The organism is Caulobacter sp. GW821-FHT10C03, from assembly GCF_059415485.1.
In genome coordinates this window covers 210,872-234,946 of record NZ_JBWKNI010000004.1, presented here as the reverse complement: position 1 = coordinate 234,946, position 24,075 = coordinate 210,872, and the positions used below count along the sequence as shown (strand labels likewise).

At 69.0% G+C, this 24,075-nt stretch carries 28 protein-coding genes; 7 read left to right on the top strand and 21 right to left on the bottom strand.

Annotated features, from left to right (window positions below):
• Positions 1-61 precede the first annotated feature (61 nt).
• From AC07NG_RS07045 to vapC, 3 genes are read left to right on the top strand one after another with little or no spacing between them, the layout of a single operon-like run.
• Positions 62-1,378, top strand: a complete 1,317-nt coding sequence (locus tag AC07NG_RS07045) for an MFS transporter (RefSeq protein WP_494592920.1) — start codon at positions 62-64, stop codon at positions 1,376-1,378.
• Between the two features lie 54 nt (positions 1,379-1,432).
• Positions 1,433-1,654: a type II toxin-antitoxin system VapB family antitoxin gene (gene vapB / locus AC07NG_RS07040; protein WP_110121377.1), complete on the top strand. Its 222-nt coding sequence runs from the start codon at positions 1,433-1,435 to the stop codon at positions 1,652-1,654.
• Positions 1,654-2,067, top strand: a complete 414-nt coding sequence (gene vapC / locus AC07NG_RS07035) for a tRNA(fMet)-specific endonuclease VapC (RefSeq protein WP_494592918.1) — start codon at positions 1,654-1,656, stop codon at positions 2,065-2,067. Before vapB ends, vapC begins: the two co-directional genes overlap by 1 nt.
• 14 nt (positions 2,068-2,081) lie before the next feature.
• Here vapC and AC07NG_RS07030 read toward each other — a convergent pair whose 3' ends face one another.
• Positions 2,082-2,564, bottom strand: coding sequence for an ASCH/PUA domain-containing protein (locus AC07NG_RS07030; RefSeq protein WP_494592916.1), 483 nt, complete (start codon positions 2,562-2,564; stop codon positions 2,082-2,084).
• 220 nt (positions 2,565-2,784) lie between these two features.
• Here AC07NG_RS07030 and AC07NG_RS07025 point away from each other — a divergent pair, with 220 nt between their 5' ends.
• Positions 2,785-3,702, top strand: coding sequence for a hypothetical protein (locus AC07NG_RS07025; protein ID WP_494592914.1), 918 nt, complete (start codon positions 2,785-2,787; stop codon positions 3,700-3,702).
• Between the two features lie 76 nt (positions 3,703-3,778).
• Here AC07NG_RS07025 and rpoH read toward each other — a convergent pair whose 3' ends face one another.
• Positions 3,779-4,666, bottom strand: coding sequence for an RNA polymerase sigma factor RpoH (gene rpoH, locus AC07NG_RS07020; RefSeq protein WP_487292019.1), 888 nt, complete (start codon positions 4,664-4,666; stop codon positions 3,779-3,781).
• A gap of 386 nt (positions 4,667-5,052) precedes the next feature.
• Positions 5,053-7,188: a histidine kinase dimerization/phosphoacceptor domain -containing protein gene (locus AC07NG_RS07015; protein ID WP_494592912.1), complete on the bottom strand. Its 2,136-nt coding sequence runs from the start codon at positions 7,186-7,188 to the stop codon at positions 5,053-5,055.
• A 214-nt stretch (positions 7,189-7,402) separates the two neighbouring features.
• On the opposite strand from AC07NG_RS07015, the gene AC07NG_RS07010 reads away from it, so the two are divergent.
• A complete protein-coding gene (locus AC07NG_RS07010) occupies positions 7,403-7,759 on the top strand; it encodes a phage holin family protein (RefSeq protein WP_492855849.1) in 357 nt (118 codons plus the stop codon).
• A gap of 10 nt (positions 7,760-7,769) precedes the next feature.
• On the opposite strand, the gene AC07NG_RS07005 is transcribed toward AC07NG_RS07010, so the two are convergent.
• Positions 7,770-8,555 (bottom strand): M23 family metallopeptidase, encoded by a 786-nt coding sequence (locus AC07NG_RS07005; RefSeq protein WP_494592910.1) that lies wholly within the window; start codon positions 8,553-8,555, stop codon positions 7,770-7,772.
• A gap of 323 nt (positions 8,556-8,878) precedes the next feature.
• Here AC07NG_RS07005 and AC07NG_RS07000 point away from each other — a divergent pair, with 323 nt between their 5' ends.
• Complete coding sequence (locus AC07NG_RS07000; RefSeq protein ID WP_492855847.1) at positions 8,879-9,223, top strand: UrcA family protein; 345 nt, start codon at positions 8,879-8,881, stop codon at positions 9,221-9,223.
• Positions 9,224-9,390: 167 nt separating this feature from the next.
• On the opposite strand, the gene AC07NG_RS06995 is transcribed toward AC07NG_RS07000, so the two are convergent.
• From AC07NG_RS06995 to AC07NG_RS06950, 10 genes are all read right to left on the bottom strand, one after another.
• Complete coding sequence (locus tag AC07NG_RS06995; protein ID WP_487292027.1) at positions 9,391-10,809, bottom strand: NAD(P)(+) transhydrogenase (Re/Si-specific) subunit beta; 1,419 nt, start codon at positions 10,807-10,809, stop codon at positions 9,391-9,393.
• Positions 10,810-10,840: 31 nt separating this feature from the next.
• On the bottom strand, positions 10,841-11,164 hold the full coding sequence (locus tag AC07NG_RS06990; protein ID WP_110121368.1) for a proton-translocating transhydrogenase family protein: 324 nt from the start codon (positions 11,162-11,164) through the stop codon (positions 10,841-10,843).
• Positions 11,165-11,187: 23 nt separating this feature from the next.
• Positions 11,188-12,330, bottom strand: a complete 1,143-nt coding sequence (locus AC07NG_RS06985) for a Re/Si-specific NAD(P)(+) transhydrogenase subunit alpha (RefSeq protein WP_494592907.1) — start codon at positions 12,328-12,330, stop codon at positions 11,188-11,190.
• A gap of 210 nt (positions 12,331-12,540) precedes the next feature.
• Complete coding sequence (locus AC07NG_RS06980; RefSeq protein ID WP_487292030.1) at positions 12,541-12,780, bottom strand: aa3-type cytochrome c oxidase subunit IV; 240 nt, start codon at positions 12,778-12,780, stop codon at positions 12,541-12,543.
• Positions 12,781-12,878: 98 nt separating this feature from the next.
• On the bottom strand, positions 12,879-13,799 hold the full coding sequence (locus AC07NG_RS06975) for an alpha/beta fold hydrolase (protein WP_494592905.1): 921 nt from the start codon (positions 13,797-13,799) through the stop codon (positions 12,879-12,881).
• A 3-nt stretch (positions 13,800-13,802) separates the two neighbouring features.
• Positions 13,803-14,276: a PaaI family thioesterase gene (locus tag AC07NG_RS06970; RefSeq protein WP_110121365.1), complete on the bottom strand. Its 474-nt coding sequence runs from the start codon at positions 14,274-14,276 to the stop codon at positions 13,803-13,805.
• 176 nt (positions 14,277-14,452) lie between these two features.
• Positions 14,453-15,304, bottom strand: a complete 852-nt coding sequence (locus AC07NG_RS06965) for a pirin family protein (RefSeq protein WP_494592903.1) — start codon at positions 15,302-15,304, stop codon at positions 14,453-14,455.
• Between the two features lie 133 nt (positions 15,305-15,437).
• Complete coding sequence (locus tag AC07NG_RS06960) at positions 15,438-16,799, bottom strand: ABC1 kinase family protein (RefSeq protein ID WP_494592901.1); 1,362 nt, start codon at positions 16,797-16,799, stop codon at positions 15,438-15,440.
• A gap of 165 nt (positions 16,800-16,964) precedes the next feature.
• Entirely contained in the window at positions 16,965-18,755 is a 1,791-nt protein-coding gene (locus tag AC07NG_RS06955) for a M3 family oligoendopeptidase (RefSeq protein WP_494592899.1), read from the bottom strand.
• A 219-nt stretch (positions 18,756-18,974) separates the two neighbouring features.
• The gene (locus AC07NG_RS06950) at positions 18,975-19,340 is read right to left on the bottom strand and encodes an MmcQ/YjbR family DNA-binding protein (RefSeq protein ID WP_494592897.1); all 366 of its coding nucleotides are present in this window, start codon (positions 19,338-19,340) and stop codon (positions 18,975-18,977) included.
• Positions 19,341-19,543: 203 nt separating this feature from the next.
• Here AC07NG_RS06950 and AC07NG_RS06945 point away from each other — a divergent pair, with 203 nt between their 5' ends.
• Positions 19,544-21,004: a sigma-54-dependent transcriptional regulator gene (locus tag AC07NG_RS06945; protein WP_494592895.1), complete on the top strand. Its 1,461-nt coding sequence runs from the start codon at positions 19,544-19,546 to the stop codon at positions 21,002-21,004.
• On the opposite strand, the gene AC07NG_RS06940 is transcribed toward AC07NG_RS06945, so the two are convergent.
• The 7 genes from AC07NG_RS06940 to AC07NG_RS06910 all read right to left on the bottom strand — a co-directional run bounded on the left by AC07NG_RS06940 (position 21,001) and on the right by AC07NG_RS06910 (position 24,052).
• Positions 21,001-21,504: a hypothetical protein gene (locus tag AC07NG_RS06940; protein ID WP_494592893.1), complete on the bottom strand. Its 504-nt coding sequence runs from the start codon at positions 21,502-21,504 to the stop codon at positions 21,001-21,003. The genes AC07NG_RS06945 and AC07NG_RS06940 overlap by 4 nt on opposite strands.
• A gap of 71 nt (positions 21,505-21,575) precedes the next feature.
• Positions 21,576-21,917, bottom strand: a complete 342-nt coding sequence (locus AC07NG_RS06935; protein WP_494592892.1) for a hypothetical protein — start codon at positions 21,915-21,917, stop codon at positions 21,576-21,578.
• A gap of 50 nt (positions 21,918-21,967) precedes the next feature.
• Positions 21,968-22,237 carry a nucleoid-associated protein GapR gene (gene gapR / locus AC07NG_RS06930; RefSeq protein ID WP_058348015.1) on the bottom strand — a complete coding sequence of 90 codons (270 nt, stop codon included), beginning with the start codon at positions 22,235-22,237 and terminating at the stop codon, positions 21,968-21,970.
• A 75-nt stretch (positions 22,238-22,312) separates the two neighbouring features.
• Positions 22,313-22,930 (bottom strand): HAD family hydrolase, encoded by a 618-nt coding sequence (locus AC07NG_RS06925; protein ID WP_494592889.1) that lies wholly within the window; start codon positions 22,928-22,930, stop codon positions 22,313-22,315.
• Positions 22,930-23,055: a type B 50S ribosomal protein L36 gene (gene ykgO, locus AC07NG_RS06920; protein ID WP_110119424.1), complete on the bottom strand. Its 126-nt coding sequence runs from the start codon at positions 23,053-23,055 to the stop codon at positions 22,930-22,932. Before ykgO ends, AC07NG_RS06925 begins: the two co-directional genes overlap by 1 nt.
• 151 nt (positions 23,056-23,206) lie before the next feature.
• Positions 23,207-23,611, bottom strand: a complete 405-nt coding sequence (locus AC07NG_RS06915) for a DUF805 domain-containing protein (protein ID WP_494592887.1) — start codon at positions 23,609-23,611, stop codon at positions 23,207-23,209.
• Between the two features lie 24 nt (positions 23,612-23,635).
• Positions 23,636-24,052 carry a hypothetical protein gene (locus AC07NG_RS06910; RefSeq protein ID WP_494592885.1) on the bottom strand — a complete coding sequence of 139 codons (417 nt, stop codon included), beginning with the start codon at positions 24,050-24,052 and terminating at the stop codon, positions 23,636-23,638.
• Between the last annotated feature and the right edge of the window lie 23 nt (positions 24,053-24,075).

The window sequence follows — 24,075 nt, the reverse complement described above, 5'->3', positions numbered from 1 at the left end:
GGCGTCGCCCGGCGCTTCCACGGGCTTCCCCTGGCGACGAACGCACTCTAACGTTTGTTCGATGTCTGCCGCCGCTCAAGATCAACAGGTCAACCGGCGGGCCTTCGCCATCCTTTTCGGGGTGTCGGCGGCCACGGCGCTGGGCAATACGGGCATGCTGTCCGTCCTCCCCGCCATCGGCCGGCAGATCGGCATCCCCGACGCCATGGTGGCGGCGATCTTTTCGCTATCGGCCCTGCTGTGGGCGCTGTCGTCGCCGTTCTGGGCCAAGCGTTCGGACGTGCGGGGGCGCAAGCCCCTGATCCTGCTGGGGCTGGGCGGCTTCTGCGTGTCGATGACCCTGTGCGCCTTCGTGGTCAGCGCGGGCCTGCACCATCTCTTTCCGCCGATGCTGGTGTTCGTGCTGTTCCTGCTGGCGCGAGCGCTGTTTGGCCTGTTCGGCTCGGCCGCCAATCCGGCCACCCAGGCCTATCTGGCCGAGCGCACCAAGCGCGAGGAGCGCACCCAGGCCATGGCCACCCTGGCCGGGGCGTTCGGCCTGGGCACGGTGGTCGGACCGCTGCTGGCGCCGCTGTTCGTGCTGCCGGTGGTGGGCTTGGCCGGGCCGATGTTCGCCTTCGCCGGGCTGGCGGCGGTGATGATGTGGATCGTGCACCGGGGCCTGGAGGAAGCCAGGGGGCCGGCGAGCGCGGGCGAGGTCCAGCCGCGCGCGCGTCTGGCCTTTCCGTCGCTGCGGCGGGGCGACAGCCTGTGGCGCGACCCGCGCCTGATGCCCTTCCTGATCTTCGGCTTCCTGGTGGCCACCTGCCAGACGGCCCAGACCCAGACCCTGGGCTTTCTGATCATCGACAAGCTGGGCGTCGCGCCGGTCAAGGCCCAGGGCTTCATCACCCTGGCCATGGCGGCTGGCGCGGTGGCGGGCCTGCTGGCCCAGTGGGGCCTGATCCGGATGTTCGCCATGGGCCCGCGCGAGCTGATGCGCTGGGGCGTCGGCGTGGCGGCCCTGGGCAACGTGGTCGTGGCCTTCGCGCCGGACTATGCGGCCGTGGCCATCGGCTATGCGGTGTCCTCGCTGGGCTACGGCTTCGCGCGGCCCGGGTTCACGGCGGGAGCGTCGCTGTCGGTCGAGGCCAAGGACCAAGCAGGAGCGGCTGGCGCCATCGCCGCCATCAACGGCCTCAACGTGGTGGTCGCGCCGCTGTTCGTGCTGCTCTACGAGGCCGTGCGCTGGGCCCCGTTCGTGCTCAACGCCCTGATCCTGGCGGCCATGCTGGCCTACGCCCTGCGCCAGGCCGTGCTGCGCAAGGTCAGCGACGAGGAGACGCCGGGCGAAGCGACCCTGGCCGGCCTGGAACGCGGCGACGAGGGCGGGGTGTAGGCGGTCGTGGAATTTTGGGATATACTGTCTGTATATCCAAAGTGGGGATCTTTCATGGTCAAGACCACCTTGTTCCAATCGAACCGCTCTCAGGCCGTTCGACTTTCCAAGGAAGTGGCTTTTCCCGAAGGCGTTCGCTCGGTGACCGTGCTGCGTGAAGGAAACCGGCGGGTCATCGTACCGTCCGACGCGCTTTGGGATGATTTCTTCGACGAGCCCGGTATCGATCTCGGCGAGCGCGATCAGCCCGTGGCCCAGGATCGCGAAAGCTTCTGATGCTGCGCTATATGCTGGACACCAGCCTGTGCATCCGTGTGCTCAGGGATCGCCCACCCAGCTTGCGCGAACGATTCAACAGCAATGCCGATGCGCTTTGCATCTCGACGATCGTGCTGACTGAACTCTTGCACGGTGCGGCCAAGTCGGCCCGGCCCGAGCATCATCGTGACTTGGTGGAGCGTTTCGCCGCCAAACTAGAGGTGCTGTCCTTCGACGCCTATGCGGCCGATCACGCTGCGGATATTCGAGCCCGCCTTGAACGCGCCGGGCGTCCGATCGGCGGATACGACCTGCTTATCGCCGGCCACGCTCGTTCGCGTGGCCTTGCCGTCATCACCGGCAACCTTGTCGAGTTCGGTAGGGTCGAAGGATTGCGCTGTGAGGATTGGACCGCCAGCGACATCGGCTGACGGTCCTCAGAGGCTCACCCCTTGCGGATGATCCGCGCGGCGGCGGCGTGGAAGGCCGCGTCGGTTTCGGCCAGGGCGGCCACCGCGCCGTGGCGGTCGGCGGCGACGCTCATGCCGGTGGTGGTGTAGGACTGCGACACCCGGCGGGCTTCCTCGCCGCGCAGGGCGGCGTTGGCGGCGGCGGTCTCGTGCCACTCGGCCAGCTCGCCGGCGGTCAGGGGGTGGTCCTCGGCGGCGCTCGGGTGGTGCACCACGTCGCCGAAGCCGATGGCCACGAAGCCGTGAATGACGCCGTAGTCTTCTTCCGACAGCAGGAAGGTGATCTGACGCTCTTCGATCTGACCGGTATAGACGTCCTGATCGGGATCGAACTCGCGCAGCACCAGCACGTCGCCGACCTTGAATTCGCGGTCGTTGCGGCGGATCTCGAAGCGCTTCTTGCCCGAGCGCACGGCGGCGAAATACTGCGGCCAGGTCTTCAGTTCGTGACGGGTCATGGAAAGTCTTTGAATTGGCGCCCGAAAGCGCCGGAAAAATCGAAGGCGACGCTCTTAGAGCGCGTCGGCGGCGAGGAAAAGGCGGTTTGTGACCGGGCCGTGACGCGCAGGCGAGGAAACCAGCGGCATCATAGCAGCAAGTCGCGCCAACCCCAGGCGGCGATTGACGATGCGCGGGCGTCGCGGTCAAGTTCGCGCTCAACTTTTGGGGGAGATGCGCGTGCGGCGGATCGGGGTGGTGCTGGCGGTCTTCGGGCTGGTGGCGTCAATGACGGCCTCGATGGCCGAGGCCGCTTCACCGCCCGGCGCGGCGCGCTATGTCGAGCCGGTCGAGGAGCGCTTCTGCCTGCAGGCCGCCGACGCCGGACTGCCGGGCGACGGCGTGGCCGTGCTGGTCTGGCGGACGCCGTCGAGCGGCCCGGGGAAGGCGTTCGTGTCCTTCGACTCCCGCCTGAAGCCGGGCGGCGAGGTTTTGAGTTTCTCGCCTGAATTCCTGACCCCGGCGGCGGACGGCTCCGGGACGGTGCGGTTCGTGGACAACTGGGGCGCGCCGGCGAGGGCGCGTGTCCGCCGGTCCGGAGACGAGGTCGAGATCGATCTGGCGCGACGGGGCGAGGCGCTGGCGCCGTCGCCGGCCAAGGCCGTCAACTATGGCCGCTTCACGCTCAGCAAGGCCGCCTGCCGCGCCGCGGATCTGGACGAGCTGTCCTGGGCGGTCGCGGCCGACGCGTACGATCTGTGGCGCTACACGCCCGGACGAAACGGTCACGGCGCGGTGGCCGAGTTCATCGCCGGTCCGGGCAGCATTCCCTTCCGCGCGACCTGCGAGCGCGCGACGCTGCGGCTGGAGTTCTTCACCGACGAGGGCGATCCGCGCACCTGGGACAAGGATCTGCGGGACCTGCTGCTGATCCTCCGGGACCCGGCGACGGAGCACGAGCAGAACCTGGTCCTGAAGGGCGAGCCGAAGGTCCGCAGCATCGTCGGGCGCCTGGCGCTGACGCCGGCTCTGGCCCGCGCCGTGGCGACGGCGCCGATGATCTCGCTCTATGGCGAGAACGGTCCGTCGAACGAGTATCCGGGCGGCCGCTCCGAGGGCTTCCGGCGGCTGGTGCGGGAGTGCGCGCCCAAGGCCTGATCCGGGTCCGGTCCACGCATGAAAAAGGCCGCCGCGGGGGAGCGCGGCGGCCTTCTTGCTAGGCGAAGGGGGAGCCTTACGCCTCGACCATGTTCTTGGCGAGGGCCGCCTCGCGCATGGACTTCTGCAGCTTCTCGAAGGCCCGGACCTCGATCTGGCGGACCCGTTCGCGGCTGACGCCGTACTGGGCGGCCAGGTCTTCCAGGGTGGTCGGGTCGTCCTTCAGGCGGCGCTCGGTCAGGATGTGACGCTCGCGGTCGGTCAGCTCGACCATGGCCTCTTCCAGGAGGCTCATCCGCATGGACTTCTCCTGGTTCTCGGCGACCACGGTCTCTTGCGAAACCTGGTCGTCGTCGGCCAGCCAGTCCTGCCACTCGCTTTCGCCGTCGGCGCGCAGGGGCGCGTTCAGCGAGGCGTCGGGACCGCCCAGGCGGCGGTTCATCGAGATGACCTCGCTGTCCAGCACGCCCAGCTTGGTGGCGATGTAGCTGACCTGGTCGGGGCGCAGGTCGCCGTCCTGGAAGGCGGCGATCTGGCTCTTGGCCTTGCGCAGGTTGAAGAACAGCTTCTTCTGCGCGGCGGTCGTGCCCATCTTCACCAGCGACCACGAGCGCAGGATGTATTCCTGGATCGAGGCGCGGATCCACCACATGGCGTAGGTGGCCAGGCGGAAGCCCTTCTCGGGCTCGAACTTCTTGACCGCCTGCATCAGGCCGACATTGCCTTCGGAAATCACTTCCCCGATCGGCAGGCCGTAGCCGCGATAGCCCATGGCGATCTTGGCCACGAGGCGCAGGTGGCTGGTGACCATCTTGTGCGCGGCGTCGCTGTCCTGATGCTCTTTCCAGCGCTGGGCGAGCATGAACTCCTCGTCCTTCGCCAGCATCGGGAACTTGCGGATTTCGGTGAGGTAGCGCGACAGGCCGCCGTCCGGCGACATCACCGACAAGGAATTCACTGCCATGAGTTCAACATCCCCTGGGCCCGAAGCCAACGTGGCTCCCGAGGCCCACTTTCGAATGGGTGAGATAGGTACGGGTTGCGGCGAAGGTAAGGTCGATAACGCAAATGTAATGTCCGACACCGTGGCTCAGGTATTGGACATTTCGATGGCGGAATGAACGTTCATTCTCAAAAAAATGAACGATCATTCTCAAAATTGCAAGAGGCTTGAATAGGCCCCTCTCCCCTTGCGGGAGAGGGTGGCCTCCCGGAGGGAGGTCGGGTGAGGGGTCTTTCAGAGCTCAAAGCCGCGAGTGGCGGGCAGGCTGGCGCGGGCGTCGGATGTCCGAGAGACCCGTCATCCGACGGCTTCGCCGCCACCTTCTCCCGCAAGGGGAGAAGGATCACCTACCCCGCCGGCGCGTCCAGCTCGGCCCGCACGCCGGGATTGTTGTCGTGATAGGCCAGGGTTCCGGCCAGCTGGCGGACCATGGCGTCCATCATCTTGCTGCCGAAGCCGACGCGGGGGCCCTGCTTGCCGCCGCCCTGGTCGGCGACCGAGATGCGCACGCGGCCGCCGTGCTCGACCAGGCCGACATCGATGCGGCCCGGCCGGCCGCCATAGGCGTACTTCACCGCGTTGATCACCAGCTCGGTGACCACCAGGCCGATGGTCACGGCCTTGTCGGTCGAGACCGTGGCCGGGGCGGCGTCGACGCGCAGCATCCGCGCCCACTCCAGGCCCAGGGATTCCACCAGCTCCTCGGCCAGCTCGACGAGGTAGCGGTCGAGCGACACCGTCTCCAGCTGGTCGCCGCGATAGAGCCTGCGGTGGACCAGGCCCACGGCGGTGAGTCGGCGGCTGGCCTCTTCGAGCGGCGCGCGGGCGGCCGGATCCTCGATGGTCTTCATCTGGATGGTCAGGAAGCCGGCGGCCAGGGCCAGGCTGTTCTGGACCCTATGATTCACCTCGCGCAGCAGAAAGTCCTTCTGCCGCAGCAGGTCGTCCTTGTCGTCCAGCGTGGCGCGCAGCTGGCTGTTCAGCTCGGCCGTGCGGCGGGCGCGGCGCAGGTCCAGGAGGTCTTGGCGCAGGCGCAGGGCGGCCTCGGTCTGCGAGGTGCTCCACGGGCGCGAGCGGCCGCGGACCGTCTCGCTCCAGGCGTCGAACGAGGCGCGCGGCGTAAGCGCCCCGTCGCCGCCGGCCGCCTTGGCGGTGCGGTAGGGGTCGCCGGCCCAGTGCACGACCTCGACTTCCTCGGCGCGGGTCCACAGCACGGCCAGCAGCGGGGAGCGCTCGACCACCACGCCCATCAGGCCCGAGGCCCAGCTCTTGAAGGCGCTGGCGCCGGGGAACACGGCGGCGCTGCGGTCGGTGGCGATCACCCCGCCGGCGTCGACGTCCAGCAGCCAGTCGCGCAGCATGGCGAGAGCCGTGTGCGGCGGTGTCTTGCCGGCCGTCTCGATGCGGTCGTCGCGGAACAGGGCCACGCCGTCGGCCTCGCCCAGGGCGACGAGGTCGGGAACGTGCTCCTCCAGCGCCAGGTCGCCGATGTCGGACTGCGACAGGACCGAGGCCAGGTCGTCGCCCAGGGCGCGCAGGCGCAGCTTCTCGCGCCAGGTCTCGGCCTCTTCCTTGGCCTTGATCTGGCGGGCCAGCCCGCCGGCCAGGGCGCGGCAGGCGGCGCGGATCTCGTAGGGCAGCAGGCGCGGGCTGTTGTGATGGCAGGCCACCAGGCCCCACAGGCGGCCGTCCTTGACGATCGACACCGAGGCCGAGGCGACGACGCCCATGTTGCGCAGGTACTGCAGGTGCACCGGCGAGACGCTGCGCAGGGCCAGGTCGCTCATGTCGAGCTGGCCTTCCGGCGCGGGCTCCAGCGGGGCGGGCGTGTAGGCCGAGTCCGGGATCACCCGCACCAGGTTGCGCACATAGAGGGCGCGGGCCTGCCTGGGGATGTCCGAGCCGGGGAAGCGGTGGTTGAGGAAGCTCTTCAGGTGCTGGGCGCGGTCCTCGCCGACCACCTCGCCGGCGTCGTCCTCGACCCCGAAGCGATAGATCATCACCCGGTCGAACCCGGTCAGGCGGCGGAATTCCAGGGCCGCGCGGTCATAGAGCGTCTTCAGGCCCGGGCAGCGCTCGAAGGCGGCGGCCGCGGCTTCCAGGTGGGTCAGGATCTGCGAGCCGGCCATCGGCCGCTCGAGGCCGGGCTCGATCTCAAGCAGGACGAGCTCGCCCTGCACCGTGGCGCTGAGGTCGAGATTGCGGCCGTTCCGGTGCAGCACGCCGATGAAGCCGCCGGCCGGGCGGGAATTGGAGATGGTGGCCACCTGGCCGGCCAGGTCGTCGCCGATCACGGCGCCGACCGCCTGGTCCAGCCACGTCCCGACGCCCAGCAGGCCGGCCACGTCGCCGGCCGCGGCGCGCACGGTCAGGCCGTCGCGGTCCAGCGCCAGCAGCACGCCGTGCGGCTGGATGGCGCCGGGGATGTGGATCGGCTCGCGATCGCAGGCCTGGATCTGCTCGGGCGTCGGCGCGGCCGTCATGCGTCAAGCCTGTCCAGCATGGGGGCGTGCGACGGGAAAGCTACGGTCACGGCGGCGGCTCCAGACGGCCTAGGCCGGTGCTTGACAGTACGTCGCATTGAACAGGCTGACCGTCGTCTTGTCGACATTTGGCCCACGACAACGCGAACAGGGCTTGTCTGCATCTTTCGAGAGCGTCACGGTCGCGCTTGTTTTTTTCGGGAGACCCATCCGCATGACCGGCTTTCTTCTGCGCGCGCTGTTCGCTGGGCTGGGGCTCTGGCTGGCGTCGCGGATCGTGCCGGGGATCAGCGCCTCTGGCTGGCAGACGATCGCCATCGCCGCGGTGCTGCTGGGGATCGTCAATGCGGTGGTGCGGCCGATCGTGGTGCTGCTGACCCTGCCGATCACCCTGGTGACGCTGGGTCTGTTCCTGCTGGTGGTCAACGCCGCCATGCTGGGCCTGGTGGCGATGCTGCTGCGAGGGCTGGTCGTTCACGGCTTCTGGGCCGGCGTCTTCGGCGCGATCGTGATCGGCGTGGTCAGTTGGCTGGGCCACCTGCTGCTGGGCGAAGGCGCCGAGCGGGAATGAGCCTGAAGCTCTAGCCGTCGGCGACCTGGATCCGAACGCGCACGCGGCCGTCCTCGCCGCGCGTGGCGACGCCGACGCCGCCATTCGCGGCGCGGCGGGCGGCGACCTTTTCCTTCATGCCCTCGGGCCAGCGCGACACCTGGGCCAGGCGCACCTTGCGCGGCACGCGTGCGGCGGCCTTCAGCGGCAGGTCGTCGGCCTGCGCGAAGGTCTTGTCCATGAACAGGGCCGGGTTCAGCGGCCGGCCCTTGCGGCTGATCTCGAAATGCAGGTGCGAGCCGGTCGAGCGGCCGCTGTCGCCGACCAGGGCGATCGGCGTGCCGCGGCGCACGAAGACGCCCTTCTTCATGCCGAGATTGCGGCCCAGGTGCGCATAGAGCGTCGTGAAGCCGTCCTTGTGCCTGACCTCGACGAAGCGGCCGTAGCCGGCGTCGACGCCGGTGCGCAGGACGACGCCGTCGGCGGCGACCTTCACCGCCGTGCCGGAGGGGGCGGCGATGTCGACGCCTTCATGCAGGCGGCCGCCTTCTTCCCAGGGCAGCTTGCGCAGGCCGAAGGGCGAGGCGATGTCGCGGCCGGGCAGGGGCGCGTCGAAGGCGTAGGCGGGCGGCGGCGGGGCCGGCGGCGCGGGCTCGGCGGCGGCCTGGACGACGGGCGCGGTGATGGGGGCGGGCGCCAGCAGGTCGGCCAGGGCGCGGGCGGCCGGCACGGAAGCGGCGGCCACGACGACGGCGAAGCCCAGCGTCAGCGGCAGGGCGAGATTGCGGGCGGGCGGGGCCTGGGTGTCTGGCGCCAAGAACGGAACCTCGTGGATCGGTCATGTGCGAGGATCGCGGGCCGGGCGGTTCTAGGGGCTTGGCCTTTCGCGATCGTGAACGCGGCTCTTTGCCCGCCTGATCGGGCGGAAAGGCGGCAGCTGAGCCGTGGTGTTCGCCAGAGCTTGGCTGGAGGCTGTCGCGAATTTGTCAAACATTACACGAATTTTAGAATATTAAATCCAGTCAATACTATGAATATGGAGTCATGAACGACACTTAACGAGACTCTTCAAGTATCGTTCAGTACACCTTTGTCCATGGAGGCGCGGCGGACGCGCCCGGGAACAGAGGGAAAATTCCAATGCGCAAGTTCATGATCAGCCTCACCTCGATCGCGACCCTGACCCTGGCGGCCGTGCCGCTGATCGGCCTGACCCAGGCGGCCCACGCCGCGCCGGTCACGGTTCGCGTCGGCGACCTGAACCTGGCCGATCCGGCCGACGCCGCCGAGTTCGAGACCCGCGCCGCCGACGCCACCAAGCGCTTCTGCCGCGCCCGCGCCAACCACGAGCGTCTCGACCTGATGTCGCAGCGCGCCTGCAAGATCGACGTCCGTGACGAGATCAACGACAAGCTCTCGGACAAGCAGCGTCAGGCCCTGGCCTCGGCCGCCCGCGCGACCCCGATGGCGGTGGCCGCTCGCTGAGCCCCGCATGCAAAGCCATCCGCCGCGGAGGCCCGGGTAGACCCGGGGCCTTTGCCGGAGGGCCCCCTCCGGTCCTGCGGACCACCTCCCCCAGAGGGGGAGGATCAAACGAAAAAGCCCCGGTCCTGCGACCGGGGCTTTCGCGTTTCTGGCGGGAGAAGAAGGCTTCAGAGCCCCTTCACGATGCCTTCGACCATCTTCTTGGCGTCGGCGAACAGCATCATCGTGTTGTCCTTGAAGAACAGCTCGTTCTCGACCCCGGCATAGCCCGAAGACATGCCGCGCTTCACGAAGAGGACGGTGCGGGCCTTCTCGACGTCCAGGATCGGCATGCCGAAGATGGCGCTGGTCGGGTCGGTCTTGGCGGCCGGGTTGGTGACGTCGTTGGCGCCGATCACGAAGGCCACGTCGGCCGTCGAGAACTCCGAGTTGATGTCTTCCAGCTCGAAGACCTCGTCGTAGGGGACGTTCGCCTCGGCCAGCAGCACGTTCATGTGGCCCGGCATGCGGCCGGCGACGGGGTGGATGGCGTACTTCACCTCCACGCCCTCTTCCTTCAGCTTGTCGGCCATTTCGCGCAGGGCGTGCTGGGCCTGGGAGACGGCCATGCCGTAGCCCGGGACGATGATCACCTTGCTGGCGTTCTTCATGATGAAGGCCGCGTCGTCGGCCGAGCCCTGCTTGACCGGACGGGTCTCGACCTTGCCGCCGGGGCCGGCGGCCGCGGCGTCGGCCCCGAAGCCGCCCAGGATCACCGAGACGAACGAGCGGTTCATGCCCTTGCACATGATGTAGGACAGGATCGCGCCCGAGCTGCCGACCAGGGCGCCGGTGATGATCAGGGTTGTGTTCTCGAGCGTGAAGCCCAGCGCCGCCGCGGCCCAGCCCGAATAGCTGTTCAGCATCGACACCACGACCGGCATGTCGGCCCCGCCGATCGGGATGATCAGGGTGACGCCGATCAGCAGGCTGAGCGCGAAGATGCCCCAGAAGGCCCACTTGGCCTGGCCGCCGCTGATCACCAGCACCACGACCAGGGCGACGATGGCGGCCGCGATCGCGATGTTCAGCAGGTGGCGGGCCGGCAGCAGGATCGGCGCGCCGCCCATGTTGCCGTTCAGCTTGGCGAAGGCGATGACCGAGCCGGTGAAGGTGATGGCGCCGATGGCCAGGCCCAGCGACAGCTCGATCAGGCTGTTGAGGTGGATGGCCCCGTCCTCGCCGACGATGCCGTAGGCGGCCGGGGTGTAGATGGCGGCCACGGCCACCAGGCAGGCGGCCATGCCGACCAGCGAGTGGAAGGCGGCGACCAGCTGCGGCATCGAGGTCATGGCGACCTTGCGGGCGATGATCGCGCCCACCGCGCCGCCGACGGCGACGCCGCCGAGGATCAGGCCCAGGGTCACGATGTCGAGCGCGCCTTGCGTCCACAGTGTGGCCAGGGTGGTCGCCACGGCGATGGCCATGCCGATCATGCCGTTGCGATTGCCGGTCTGGCTGGTCACCGGGCTGGACAGCCCGCGCAGCGCCAGGATGAAGAGCACGCCCGAGACGATGTAGAGGATGGCGGCGAGATTGGCGTTCATGATGTCATTTCCCCCAAGTGGCTCTCGCCGCTCACTTCTTTTCTTTCTTCTTGTACATGGCCAGCATCCGCTGGGTGACCAGGAAGCCGCCGAAGATGTTGACCGCCGCGAAGGCCGCGGCGAGCGCGCCGGCCCCCTTGGAGATCCACACAGAACCGGCGTCCGGCGCACCCGACGCGCCATGCGCGGCGGCGGCCAGGAGCGCGCCGACGATGATCACCGACGAGATGGCGTTGGTCACGGCCATCAGCGGGGTGTGCAGGGCGGGCGTCACGCTCCAGACGACGTAGTAGCCGACGAAGATGGCGAGCACGAAGATCGCCAGGCGGAACACGGTGGGGTCGACAGCTTCCATGGGAGCCTCCCTTTCTATGCCGGTTAGGCGGTCTTCAGGTTCGGGTGGACGATCTCGCCGCCGCGGGTGACCACGGCCGCCTTGAGGATCTCGTCCTCGAAGTCGGGGGCGAAGGCGCCTTCCTTGGTCAGGAACAGGGCCGACAGGGCGAACAGGTTGCGCGAATAGAGCGCCGAGGCGTCGGCGGCGATGCGGCCGGGCAGGTTGGCGTGGCCGAGGATCTTGGCGCCGTTGGCGGTGACCACGGTCTCGTCCAGCTTGGCGCCCTCGACATTGCCGCCCTGCTCGATGGCAAGGTCGACCAGGATCGAGCCGGCCTTCATCGACGCCACCTGGGCGGCGCTGACCAGCTTCGGCGCCGGGCGGCCCGGGATCAGGGCGGTGGTGATGACGATGTCCTGCTTGGCGATGTGGCTGGAAACCAGCTCGGCCTGCTTGGCCTGGTACTCGGCCGACATCTCCTTGGCGTAGCCGCCGGCGGTCTGGGCGTTCTTGAACTCCTCGTCCTCGACGGCGAGGAACTTGGCGCCCAGGCTTTCGACCTGCTCCTTGGTGGCGGGGCGGACGTCGGTGGCGGTGACCACGGCGCCCAGGCGGCGGGCGGTGGCGATGGCCTGCAGGCCGGCGACGCCGACGCCCATGATGAACACCTTGGCCGCGGCGACGGTGCCGGCGGCGGTCATCATCATCGGCAGGGCCTTGCCGTAGGCCTCGGCGCCCTCGATCACGGCGCGATAGCCGGCGAGGTTGGCCTGGCTGGACAGCATGTCCATCACCTGGGCCCGCGTGATGCGCGGGATGAACTCCATGGCGACAGCGCTCGCGCCCGCCTTGGCCAGGGCGTTCAGCGTGTCCTTGTCCTGGTAGGGATTGAGGGCGGCCGCGACGATCGCGCCGCTCTTCAGGGCCGCGATCTCGGCGGCCTCGGGCGCGCGGACCTTGAACAGGACATTGGCGTCCTTGATCGCGTCCTTGGCGGTCTTGGCCAGCTTGGCGCCGGCCGCTTCGTAGTCGGCGTCGAGATAGGAGGCGGCCGTTCCGGCTCCGGCCTCGACCACCACCGAAAAGCCGGCGGCGGTCAGTTTCTTGACGGTCTCGGGCGTCGCGGCGACCCGCGTCTCATTGGCGCGGGTCTCTTTCGTGACGGCGATGACGGCCATCGGCATACCTCCCCCGTGAGCGTTGTTCGCTCCCCGAGCCCGCGAGGTCTCGCAGGCACGGGATCCTAAAGTTGGAGCGGCGTTCAGCGTTGATGCCGCTGACACTTTCGCCTAACGCCGCTCCAGCAACTTGAGCCGCTCTTTAGGGGAGGTTCTTGCCTCTTGTCGAGAAATACCCGCGTGTCGGGCGCAAAAAATTGCCGATGTCCACCGGTGTCAGTGAGCCGGGGCGGCTTTCTCGCGAAGGGCCAGGATTCCGACGACGGCCAGCACGACAGCCGTTCCGGCCGCGCCGATGAAGCCCGCGGGGGTGCAGAAGAGCAGGGTAAAGAAGGTCAGGGCGACAGCGATCGCCAGCGAGCCCCACTTGGTCATCTTGCCGAACGCCGCATAGGTCGCGGCCTGTTCGTGGATGTCCATTTCACCGCGGTGGTAGTCGGACGCTTGGTTGCCCATCGAGGAGCCTCTCCCTGAATTTTTTCCACAGCCGAAGTATATCAAGCCCGCCCGGGGCTCAAGCTGGGGCGGCGCCATGACGTAGAACGACGTTCCAACTATTCCCAGGCCGCCAGCAGACCGCGCAGTCCGGCCACGAAGGCCAGCGGCTGGTCGAGCATGACGTGGTGGTCGGCGTCGGGCACGGGCAGGCGCAGCACCGCGTCCGGCATCTGGGCGATCATGTAGTCCAGGGTCTCGGCGTGCATCAGGCCCGAGCGCTCACCCCACATCAGCGCCGCCGGGCAGGCGATTTCGGTCAGCAGCTGGCCAAGGTCCGGCATCGAGAATCGCTGCCAGATCGCCGGATCGAACTTCCAGGTCCAGCCGCCCTCGACTTCCTTCAGCGAGCGGCGGGCGATGTAGTCGGCGACGTAGAGGTTCTCGCAGGGCTGGGGCGGAGCCAGGCGGAAGCGGGCCAGGGCCTCCTCCAGGGTCGGATAGACCTTGGTGCCGAAGCCCGAGCGCGGCGGCGGGCCCTTCCAGCGCTTTTCCGGCGGCTGGATGCTGGTGTCGACCAGGATCGCGCCGCGCAGCCGTTCGGGATGGCGGGCGGCGCAATAGAGGGTGGGAAAGCCGCCGAACGAGTGGCCGACGAAGATCGGCTTCACCCCGCCGGCTTCCAGCTGGGCGGCCTCGACGGCGGCGAAGGCCTCGGCCGCGAAGGTCTCGGCGCTGTAGGCCTCGCGCCAGCCGCTGCTTCCCATGCCGGCCCAGGAGATGGCGGCGATCCGCCACTCCTTGGCGAAGGACGGGGCGATGAAGCTCCACCAGTCGGCGTGGGCGCCGTTGCCGTGCAAAAAGAGCAGGCCCGGCTTGCCGACCTCGCCCCAGGTCAGGAGCTCGATGGGCGTTCCCAGGACGTCGATGGTCGAGCGCTCGGGCTGGTGGGCGATCGCCGCGTCGAACCAGGCGGGGGCGGGCGGCGGCGCGCCGTGGAACGGGGCCAGCAGCGAGGCGGGGGCGTGGTCGTCGGCCATGGCTCAGCCCTCCTCGCGGAAGGCGACCTCGCCGGGGCGGGGCTTGCGGGGGGAGAGCGCCTTGAAGATCCCCGTGCCGGTCATCAGGGTGCGCTCGCCGGTCCAGATGCGGCCGCGCACGGTGAAGACCAGGTCCTCCTCGGCCAGCAGCTCGCCCCGACCCTCGACGAATTCGCCCAGCTGCGCGCCGGACAGAAAGTCGGTCATCAGCCGGACCGTGACCCAGCTGTAGGACTTCTGCAGCGAGATGATCCGGCCCCAGGCCATGTCGGCGAAGCTCATCAGCATGCCGCCGTGGCAGTTGCCCAGGCCGTTGGTGTGGTGCTCCTCGACCCGGAAGCCCAGCGTGGCCTCGCCGGGCCCGTCGGCGCGCTCGTACAGCGGCCCGATCTGTCGGCCGAACCCCCGCGTCCAGTTCAGCTGGGCGTAGCCGGGCGGGATGGCGGCGCTCTGGGCCTCGGTCAGGTCGTCGGACATGGGGGAAGTCTAACGGCCGTTTGAACCGGTGAGCAAGTTTCCTTTGAGGACGGCTGAACGGTCCCCCTCCGGCCCTCCGGGCCACCTCCCCCAGAGGGGGAGGATCTAGCGACGTCGCGCCAGGAAGATGCTCCCCCTCTGGGGGAGCTGTCGCGGAGCGACTGAGGGGGTCTTACCTACGCCCGAACCTCGCCGAACTTGCCGGCCTGGTAATCCTGGATCGCCTGGATGATCTCCTCGCGCGTCGTCATCACGAACGGCCCGTGCGAGACGACCGGTTCGCGGATCGGGTCGGCGTGGCCGAGCAGCAGCACCGCGCCGTCCACGGACGACAGGTCCAGGCCTTCGCCGTCGGTCAGTTCGACGAGGTTGGCCGCGCCTGCGGTTCGCTCGCCGATCGCGATCGACCCGCGCACCACGTAGAGGAACACCGCCCGCCCGGCCGGGATCGGCAGCGATAGGTCTGCGCCGGCCTCCAGCCGCACGACGCTCATGGCCACGCCGGTCAGGGACTCGATCGGGCCGATCACGCCGTCGATCTCGCCCGAGATCAGCTCGATGGTCGCGCCGTCCTTTTGGATCTTGGGGATGTCCGGCGCCTGCAGGCCGACATAGTGCGGCTTGGTCATCTTCAGGCGGCTGGGCAGGTTGACCCACAGCTGCAGGATCTCCAGCGGTCCGCCGCTGCGCTTGAAGCTCTCCGGCGACAGCTCGGCGTGCACCAGGCCGCTGCCGGCCGTCATCCACTGCACGCCGCCGGCGTCGATGACGCTCTCGTGGCCGCCGCTGTCCAGGTGCGACAGCTGGCCTTCGAGGATGAAGGTCACGGTCTCGAAGCCGCGATGCGGATGCGGCCCGAACGGCAGGCCGCGATTGCCGGGGCGGTAGGTCTGCGGACCGTGGTGGTTGAGGAACAGGAACGGGTCCAGCTGGTCGATGGCCGGGCCGGGCAGGGGGCGACGGGTCGAAAGGTCGCCGATGTCGTCGCGATAGGCCGCGTGCAGGCGGGCGATGGTGCGGGTGGTCATGCGAACTCCTTACTCCTCCCTCGCGAAGCGGGGGAGGGGGACCACGAAGTGGTGGAGGGGGCGAGACTGGGCGCGGCGGCGGCGGTCGCCCCCTCCGTCACGTCGCCGATGGCGCCGCGCCACCTCCCCCGTTTTACGGGGGAGGAGAAAGACCAGCCGCCCCCAGCACCGCCTTCTGCCGCTCCGCCAGCCCGTCCTCCGAGAACCCCTCCAGCGAGGCCTCGAACAGGGCGCGCCAGTTGTGGCGGGCGCCCAGGTGCAGGAAGGCCGCGCCCAGGCCGATGGCGGCGCGGTCCATGAACACGAACTCGCGGGGGATGACGACGCCGCCCACCGACTTCAGCGCCTGGCGCACCTTGAAGGCCTCGCGGCGGCCGTACTCGCCGGGCGGCACGTCGTCGGCCACGGTGCGCACGCGGTCGTCCAGCAGCGGGCCGTAGATGAACCTGGCCCAGACGTTCAGCACGTCGACCAGCTCGTCGGTCAGGTTGGCGAAGCCCCAGCTGCGATAGGCCTCCATCTGGCCGGCGCGGTCGTCTTCGGAGAGGGCGCGGTAGAGCCGCACCACACCGGCCACGAAGCGCGGCGGGAACACCCGGATGCAGCCGAAGTCGAGCAGGTTGAGGTGCGCGGCCCCGTCCTCGCCGCCGCCGAAGGTGTAGTTGCCCAGGTGCGGGTCGCCGTGGATGACGCCGATATGGGTCATCGGGCCCCACCAGGCCTCGAACAGCAGGGCGGCGATGCGGTCGCGGGTTTCCTGCGGCGCGGTCTTGAAGGCCATCAGCCCCTGGCCGTCGAGCCAGGTCATGCTTAGCAGGCGCTTGGTCGACAGCGCCGGCACCGGCTCGGGCGTCCTGATGTCGTCGCGGCCAGCGAAGAAGCTGGCATAGACGGTCATCATCCGGGCCTCGCGCTCGTAGTCGAGCTCCTCGCGCAGGCGGTCGCCGATCTCCTCGATCATCTCGGTCGGGTCGATCGAGCCGTCCATCCGCTTGAGCAGGGCGATCAGCGCGCGCAGCTGGCCAAGGTCGCTTTCGACGGCGCTCTGCATGTCGGGGTATTGCAGCTTCACCGCCAGCCTGCGGCCGTCCGGCGCCGTGGCGCGGTGCACCTGGCCCAGCGAGGCGGCCGCGGCGGCCTCGTGCTCGAAGCTGGTGAACCTGCTCGCCCAGTCGGCGCCCAGTTCGGCGGCCATCCGCCGACGGACGAACGGCCAGCCCATGGCCGGGGCGTTGGTCTGCAGCTCGGCCAGCTCCTTGGCGAACTCCGGCGGCAGCAGGTCCGGCACCGTGGCGAACATCTGCGCCGCCTTCATCAGCGGGCCCTTCAGCCCGCCCAGCGCCGCCTTCAGCGCCTTGGCGTTGCGGGCGCTGGCGTCGTCGCCGGCGAACAGGCTGTTGGCGCCGTAGCTGACGGCCGCGCCGGAGAGCCCCGCGCCGACCTTGGCGAAGCGGGCCAGGCGGCCGGACAGGCGGTCGCGTTCCGGGTCAGACATGATCTCTCCTTCTCCCCTTGCGGGAGAAGGTGTCGCGAAGCGGCGGATGAGGGGTCGATAGGCCTGTCGGTTCGCACGCAGCGGCGCCGGCGGCGCGACCCCTCATCCGACCGCCTGCGGCGGCCACCTTCTCCCGCAAGGGGAGAAGGGTCGCGAGCATCGTCCTCACACCAACGCCTCGAACTCGTCCACCAGCCGTTCCAGCTGCCGGCAGCCCGCCGCCCAGAAGGCCTTGTCGCGCGGGTTGAGACCGAACGGCTTCAGGGCCTCGACATAGGTGCGGGTGCCGCCGGCGGCCAGCAGGTCCTCGTACAGAGGCGCGAAGGTCGCCGGATCCTCGCGGCGCTTCTCCATCAGGCCGCGCACCAGCAGGTCGCCGAACGCGTAGGCGTAGACGTAGAACGGCGCGTGCACGAAGTGGCTGACATAGGCCCAGTAGTGCTCGTAGCCCTCGTTCAGCACGACGGCCGGACCCAGGCTCTCGGCCATGGTCTCCAGCCACAGGCCGCCGATCTGGTCGGGCGACAGCTCGCCCTCCTGGCGGGCGGCGTGGAACCTGCGCTCGAAGCGGTGGAAGGCGATCTGGCGGACGACGGTGTTGAGCCCGTCCTCGATTTTCCCTGCAAGGAGCCCCTTGCGGTCGGCCGGAGTGGCCTCGGCCAGCAGGCGGTCGAACACCAGGCCCTCGCCGAAGATCGAGGCGGTCTCGGCCAGGGTCAGAGGCGTGTCGGCCAGCAGGGTGCCCAGCGGCGCGCACAGGGTCTGGTGCACGGCGTGGCCCAGCTCGTGGGCCAGGGTCAGCACGTCGCGCCGCTCGCCCATGTAGTTCATGAAGACGTACGGGTGGCGGTCGGCGGTCACCGGGTGAGAATAGGCGCCCGACTGCTTGCCGGCCCGGGGACGGGCGTCGATCCACGGCTGGGTGAAGAAGGTCTGCGCGGTGTCGGCGAACTTCGGGGCGAGGGCCTGGAAGCTTTCCAGCACCACGTCCCTGGCTTCGTTCCAGGGGTAGGTGCGCGGCTGGGCGGCGTCGAGCGGGGCGTTGCGGTCCCAGTAATCGAGCGACTTGCGGCCCATGGCCTTGGCCTTCAGCGCATAATAGCGGTGCGACAGGCGCGGATAGGCCTCGACCACGGCGGCTTCCAGGGCGTCGACCGCATCGGCGTCGACCTCGTTGGCCAGATGGCGCGAGTGGGCCGGGTCATCATAACGCCGCCAGCGGTCCTCGACCTGCTTTTCGAAGGCCAGGGTGTTCATCACCAGGGCCTGGGTTGAGGCGCGCTCGTGCAGGGCGTGGGCCAGGCCGTCGGCGGCGGCCTTGCGGCGGCGCACGTCGGGATCCGACAGCCGGTTCAGCGCCTCGGGCAGGGTCAGCTGCTCCTTGCCGACCTTGGCGCTGAGTTTGGCCAGGGTCTCGTCATAGAGCCGCACCCAGTTGGCGACGGCCGGACCGCGATCGACGATGTAGCGCTCCAGCTCGGCCGACAGCTCGTGCGGGCGCGACAGACGCAGGCGGCGCAGCCACGGCGTCCAGCGGCGGGCCGGTTCATGCGCCTTGAGGGCCGCGTCGAGCTCGGCGTCCTCCAGCTGGTTCAGCTCCAGCGAGAAGAACAGGCTGTCGGCGGCGATCTGCGAGGAGCGGGCGCGAAGATCGGCCTCGAACTTGGCCCAGGCCGGGTCGTCGCGGGCGGTCGAGGCGGCCAGGCCCGCATAGGCGCCCACGCCCCACAGGCCGTTCGTCGCCTCCTCATAGAGGCGGATCCCACGATCCAGCAGCTTGCCCAGCCGCGCCGGCTCGCCCCGCGCTTCGAGGAACATGCCCTCCAGCGAGGCCAGTTCGTCATTGGCGGCCTTGGCGGCGACCAGGTCGGTCTCGATCCTCGGATCCTCGCGGCCGGCATAGAGGTCGGCGAGGTTCCACTCGGGAAGGGCGTCAGGCTTGAAGGGCGCGTTCATGGCAGGAAGGGATATGGCGTCTGGCGGGGATGAAGCAATCGGGAAGGGTGGAAATCCCTCTCCCCTTGCGGGAGAGGGTGGCCTCCCGGAGGGAGGTCGGGTGAGGGGTTGAAGGGCGAGGCAGCTGCGGAAACGTGTCAGCCAGCGAGGCGGTTCAGGTCTGAGAGACCCCTCATCCGTCGGCTACCGCCGACACCTTCTCCCGCAAGGGGAGAAGGATCAGGAATGCCGCTTCACCAACGCCTTCGGCGCCACGAGCGTCCAGGCCGTGCGCAGCAGGCCCGCCAGTTCGTCCGCGTCGATCGCCGCCAGCCGCACCAGCACCGCCGGATAGCCAAGATAGTGGGAGTCGTCGAAGAACCGCTCCGGGGCGGCCTCGATCAGCATCTGCTTGGTCTCGATCAGGCAGCGCACGGCGATGACGCCGGGCACCAGCACGCGCCTGGCCTTGGGCGCGGGCCGGGCCAGATAGCCCCAGGCCAGGCCCTTGCCGGCCACTTCGTAGGCGACCTGCCCGCCGTTGGAGGCTTCCACCACCTCCGGCAGGGCGATCGCCAGGGCGCGCAGGGTTTCGTCGTCGACCATGGAGAGATGAAGCGCTTTTCTCCCGCCCCGTGCAACGGGCGAGGAGCCGGTTTGGTCAAATAGCGTAAACCGTTGTTAAGGCTCGCTGTTAAGGTCTGCGACACCTCTCCGAAAGCCGGTGTTTACCCCCGTGCTGTACCACTCTGAACCAACAAGAGCCTCGCTCCATGTCGGGCGCGGCCGGTTCTGGTGGATGGCCTTCAATGACCAAGACGGTGCTCGTCGTCGACGACGATCCGACCCAACGTCGACTGATCCAGGCGGTGCTGGAGCGCGAAGGATTCGCCGTCTCCCACGCCGAAAGCGGCGACGCGGCCATGGCTCATCTGGCGGCCGGGGCGCCGGCCGACGTGATCCTGCTCGACCTCGTCATGCCCGGCCTGCCGGGCCAGGAGGCGCTGAAGGAGATGCGCGCGCGGGGCTACGCCCAGCCGGTGATCGTGCTGACCGCCAGCGGCGGCGTCGACACCGTGGTGAAGGCCATGCAGGCCGGCGCCACCGACTTCTTCATCAAGCCGGCTTCGCCTGAGCGGATCACCGTGTCGATCCGCAACGCCCTGTCGATGGGCGACCTCAAGGGCGAGGTCGACCGCCTCAACAAGCGCGTCTCGGGCCGCACCACCTTCGCCGACCTGATCGGCGCCTCGCCGGCCATGACCATGGTCAAGCGCATCGGCGAGCGGGCCGCCAAGAGCTCGATCCCGGTGCTGATCACCGGCGAGAGCGGCGTCGGCAAGGAGCTGATCGCCCGCGCCGTGCACGGCTCGTCGGATCGCGCCGGCAAGCCGTTCGTGGCCGTCAACTGCGGCGCCATTCCGGAAAACCTCGTCGAGTCGATCCTGTTCGGCCACGAGAAGGGCTCCTTCACCGGCGCCTCCGACAAGCACTCGGGCAAGTTCAAGGAAGCCGACGGCGGCACCCTGTTCCTCGACGAGGTCGGCGAGCTGCCGCTCGACGTCCAGGTCAAGCTGCTGCGCGCCCTGCAAGAGGGCGAGATCGACCCGATCGGCTCCAAGCGCTCGGTCAAGGTCGACGTCCGCATCGTCTCGGCCACCAACCGCGACCTGTCGGCCGCGGTGAAGCAGGGGCTGTTCCGCGAGGACCTCTATTACCGCCTGAACGTCTTCCCGGTGGAGGCGCCCAGCTTGCGCGAACGCCGCGAGGACATCCCGGCCCTGGTCGAGGCCTTCGTGCGTCGCTTCAATGTCGAGGAAGGCAAGCGCGTGGTCGGGGCCTCGCCCGAGACCCTGCAGATCCTCTGCGCCTTCGACTGGCCCGGCAACGTGCGCCAGCTGGAGAACGCGGTCTATCGCGCCATCGTCCTGGCCGACGCGCCCTACCTCCAGCCCTACGACTTCCCGGCCATCTCGGGCGTCATGGCCCCGCCGCTGGAGGCCTCGCCCACCGAGGCCCTGCCGGAGATGATCCAGGCCGCCGCCGTCTTCGTCGACGGCCCGATCGGCGAGGCGCCGGTGCGCATCCTCGACGGCCACGGTCACCTGCGGACCCTGGAGGAGATCGAGCGCGACCTCATCCAGCACGCCATCGAAGTCTATGCCGGCCACATGAGCGAGGTGGCCCGCCGCCTCGGCATCGGCCGCTCGACCCTCTATCGCAAGGTGCGCGAGCAGGGCATCGACGTGGACGTCAAGGAAGCCTCCTAGGCGGCTTCCCTCGCGGCCTCGCCCGCGCCCCACCGCGCCACGAGCGCGATCGGGATCCCTACCAGCGCCAGGTGGGCGCCGAGGTTGTTGATGAAGCGCGGCCAGGCGAAGGCGGCCGGCGGGGCCACGGCGCTGAGCGGCAGCACCACATAGTTCATCACGACATAGGTCGCCGCCCCGTAGGCCAGGCCCATCAGCAGCGGCCGGCGGACCAGCACCGGCAGCCGGCGCGCGGCGGCGACGTAGAGCCCGGCCATCACCGACATGATGAAATAGTGCAGGACGAGGCCCAGCGCCGCCGTCGCCGTTCCCCCTTGGAACGCCGCCTTGCCCAGCAGGCCGCTGGCGATCGACTGCAGGATCCGCTCGGGCGGCACGCCCTTGGTCACGGCCCAGAAGGTGAAGGCGTCGGTGATGTCGAGCGTGCCGGCGACCAGCGTCGCCACGGCGACGACGAGCACGAGCGGACGCGCGCCGGCGGCGCGGCTGTCGGTGGTCATTGGACGGTTCCTCCCCGTTCCCGGCGGCGAGGCTATTGCGACGAACGACGTTCGGCAATCTGGGGCGAGGTTCAGTCCTCGGCCTCTTCCGCCGCTTCGGGCTCGGGCTGGCGACCGCGGCGGGAAAAGCCCTTGCCGCGCTGCATCGGCTTGCGCTCGCCCTTGGCCTTGGCGGTGATCTCTTTGAGCTTGATGGTCTGGTTGACCGACAGCGCCTGGCCGGCGCCGCCCTTTTCGGGGTCGCCGAACGCCCGGCCGTAGGTCTCGATGCGTCGGGCGACCGAGCCCAGGAACTCGCCCTCCCAGTCGGAGAGTTCGATCCCGCCCTTGTCGGCCATCCGCTTGGCCTTCTTCAGCGCGTTCAGCGCGGCCTTCTTGGCCTGGGTGCGAGGATCGGGCGGCTTGGCGCGCATGAGGCCAGCCTAGCAAAAAGGCCCTCTCCGGGGAGAGGGCCTTTTCAAAATCAGATCTCGCCGATGGCCGAGAGGTAGAGGTCGAGGATGGCGTCCTCTTCCTGGCGCTTGGCGCGGTCGGTCTTGCGCAGGCGGACCACCTTCTTGAGCACCTTGACGTCGAAGCCGTTGCCCTTGGCTTCGAGGTAGACTTCCTTGATCTGCTCCATGATCTCGGCCTTCTCGACCTCGAGGCGCTCGACGCGCTCGATGATCGACTTCAGCTGGCCCTGGGCGGTGGAGTTCAGAACGTCGGCGTGCGGGATGGCGTCGTCGGCCATGGAGATCTCTCGCGAAAAGGGCTGGAAACTGGAGGCGCGGAAACTAGTTCGGGACGCGCCCGAGGGAAAGCCGATTCAGAGCAGGCCGTGGGCTTGAATCGCCGGACGCAGGGCGGCCGGGTCGGTGAAGTGGTGGACATGGAAGCCCATCGCCCGCGCCGCCTCGATATTGGCCGCGCTGTCGTCCACGAAAAGAAGATCCGTGGGCGACAGGCCCGTGCGCTCCAGCGCGATCTCGTAGATCCGGCGCTCGGGCTTGATGGTGCGTTCCTCGGCCGAGACGACGGCGTCGCGGAAGTGGCGGAAGACCGGGCTCATGGCCTGCACGCCGGGCCAGGATTCGCTCGACATGTTGGTCAGGGCGAATTGAGGCACGCCGGCGGCGGCCAGGTCCTCGATCAGGGACTCGGTCTCGGGTATCGCGCCGGAGAACATCTCGTCCCAGCGATCCCACCAGGCGGCCAGATGCTCGGCGTGCTCGGGGAACCGAGCCGCGCGCAAGGCGATGTTCTCGCCGAAGGTCAGGCCCCGGTCGGTTTCGCTGTGCCAGTCCAGGGTCCCGACATGCGAAAGGAACCGGTCGAGATCGGCCGGTTCCTTGAAGATCTTCGCGTAGAGCGTGCGCGGGTTCCAGCGCACGATGACATTGCCGACGTCCCAGAGCATGGCCCTGGGAGACGCGGGCAGGGTCATCAGCCCTGCTTGGCCTTGAAGCGCGGGTCGGTCTTGTTGATGATGTAGATGATGCCCTTGCGGCGCACCAACTTGCAGTCGCGGTGGCGACCCTTCAGCGACTTCAGCGAGCTGCGAACCTTCATGACCGTCTCTGTTTTCAGCGGAGAGGTTCGGGCGCGCCAAGAGACTCGCCGGAACATCCGGATGTTTCGGAGGGCGTGCGTATAGGCAAGACCTGGGCGAGAGTCAATCGACCTGGGGCCTTTCCCGCGCGGCGTTTGCGCGCTGTGGCGCTCAGGCCTCCGTCTTGGGTCCCGCCAGGGCCGGCTTGAACGACAGGCCCTTGGGCGGGGGCGGGCCGAAGCGGTTGTCGGCGGCCTTGCCGGGCAGGGCGCCCAGCGCGATCAACAGGCCCGCCAGCAGCAGCACGGCCACGCCCAGGGCGCTCTGATAGGGCTGGGGCGACAGGACGAAGCCGCCGCCGAAGATCAGGGCCGTCTCGGCGATGAAGAAGCCGCCGGCCCACCAGCCGCTGCGTCCCAGGTCGTGCAGGCGCGGCACGGCGGCGATCAGCAGCACCACCTGGGCGGCCGGCATCGGCCGCTTGAACACCACGCCCGAGATCAGGGCCGCGGCGATGGCCACGCCGACGATGATCCAATAGGTGGCGCGGTTGATCCGGCCCTTCAGCAAATGCACGGCGATGATCTCCTGGATGGGCGGTCAGCGGCGCAGCGGCGCGACGCTCAAGATGCGCTCGGCATAGAGCCGGCTTTCGGTGTCGTGCAAGTAGGCCTTGGGCTTGCGCTGGACGGCGCGGCGGCCCTCGAAGGCCACCACCACCCTCACGCCCTCCCGCAGGTCGCCACCCAGCGCCTTGATCCGCCGTTCGAGTTCGGCGCAGGCGTCGGGCGCGCACTCCAGCCATTCCGGCTCGGCGGCCCCGGGAGGATTGCAGGGCGCTCCTTTGGCCGGGCAGGCGGTCAGGGTGCTGTTTTCCCAGTTGCTGAAATAGACGCCGGTGAGGCGCTGCGACGGGCCGTAGGCGCGGCCCTCGACAACCAGCCGGTCGCCCGCGAGCGCGGAGCCCGCGGCGAGCAGGACGGCGCACGAAAGCAGGGTGGGGACGACGATCCTCATGGGGCCAGCCTGGCACGGCGGGA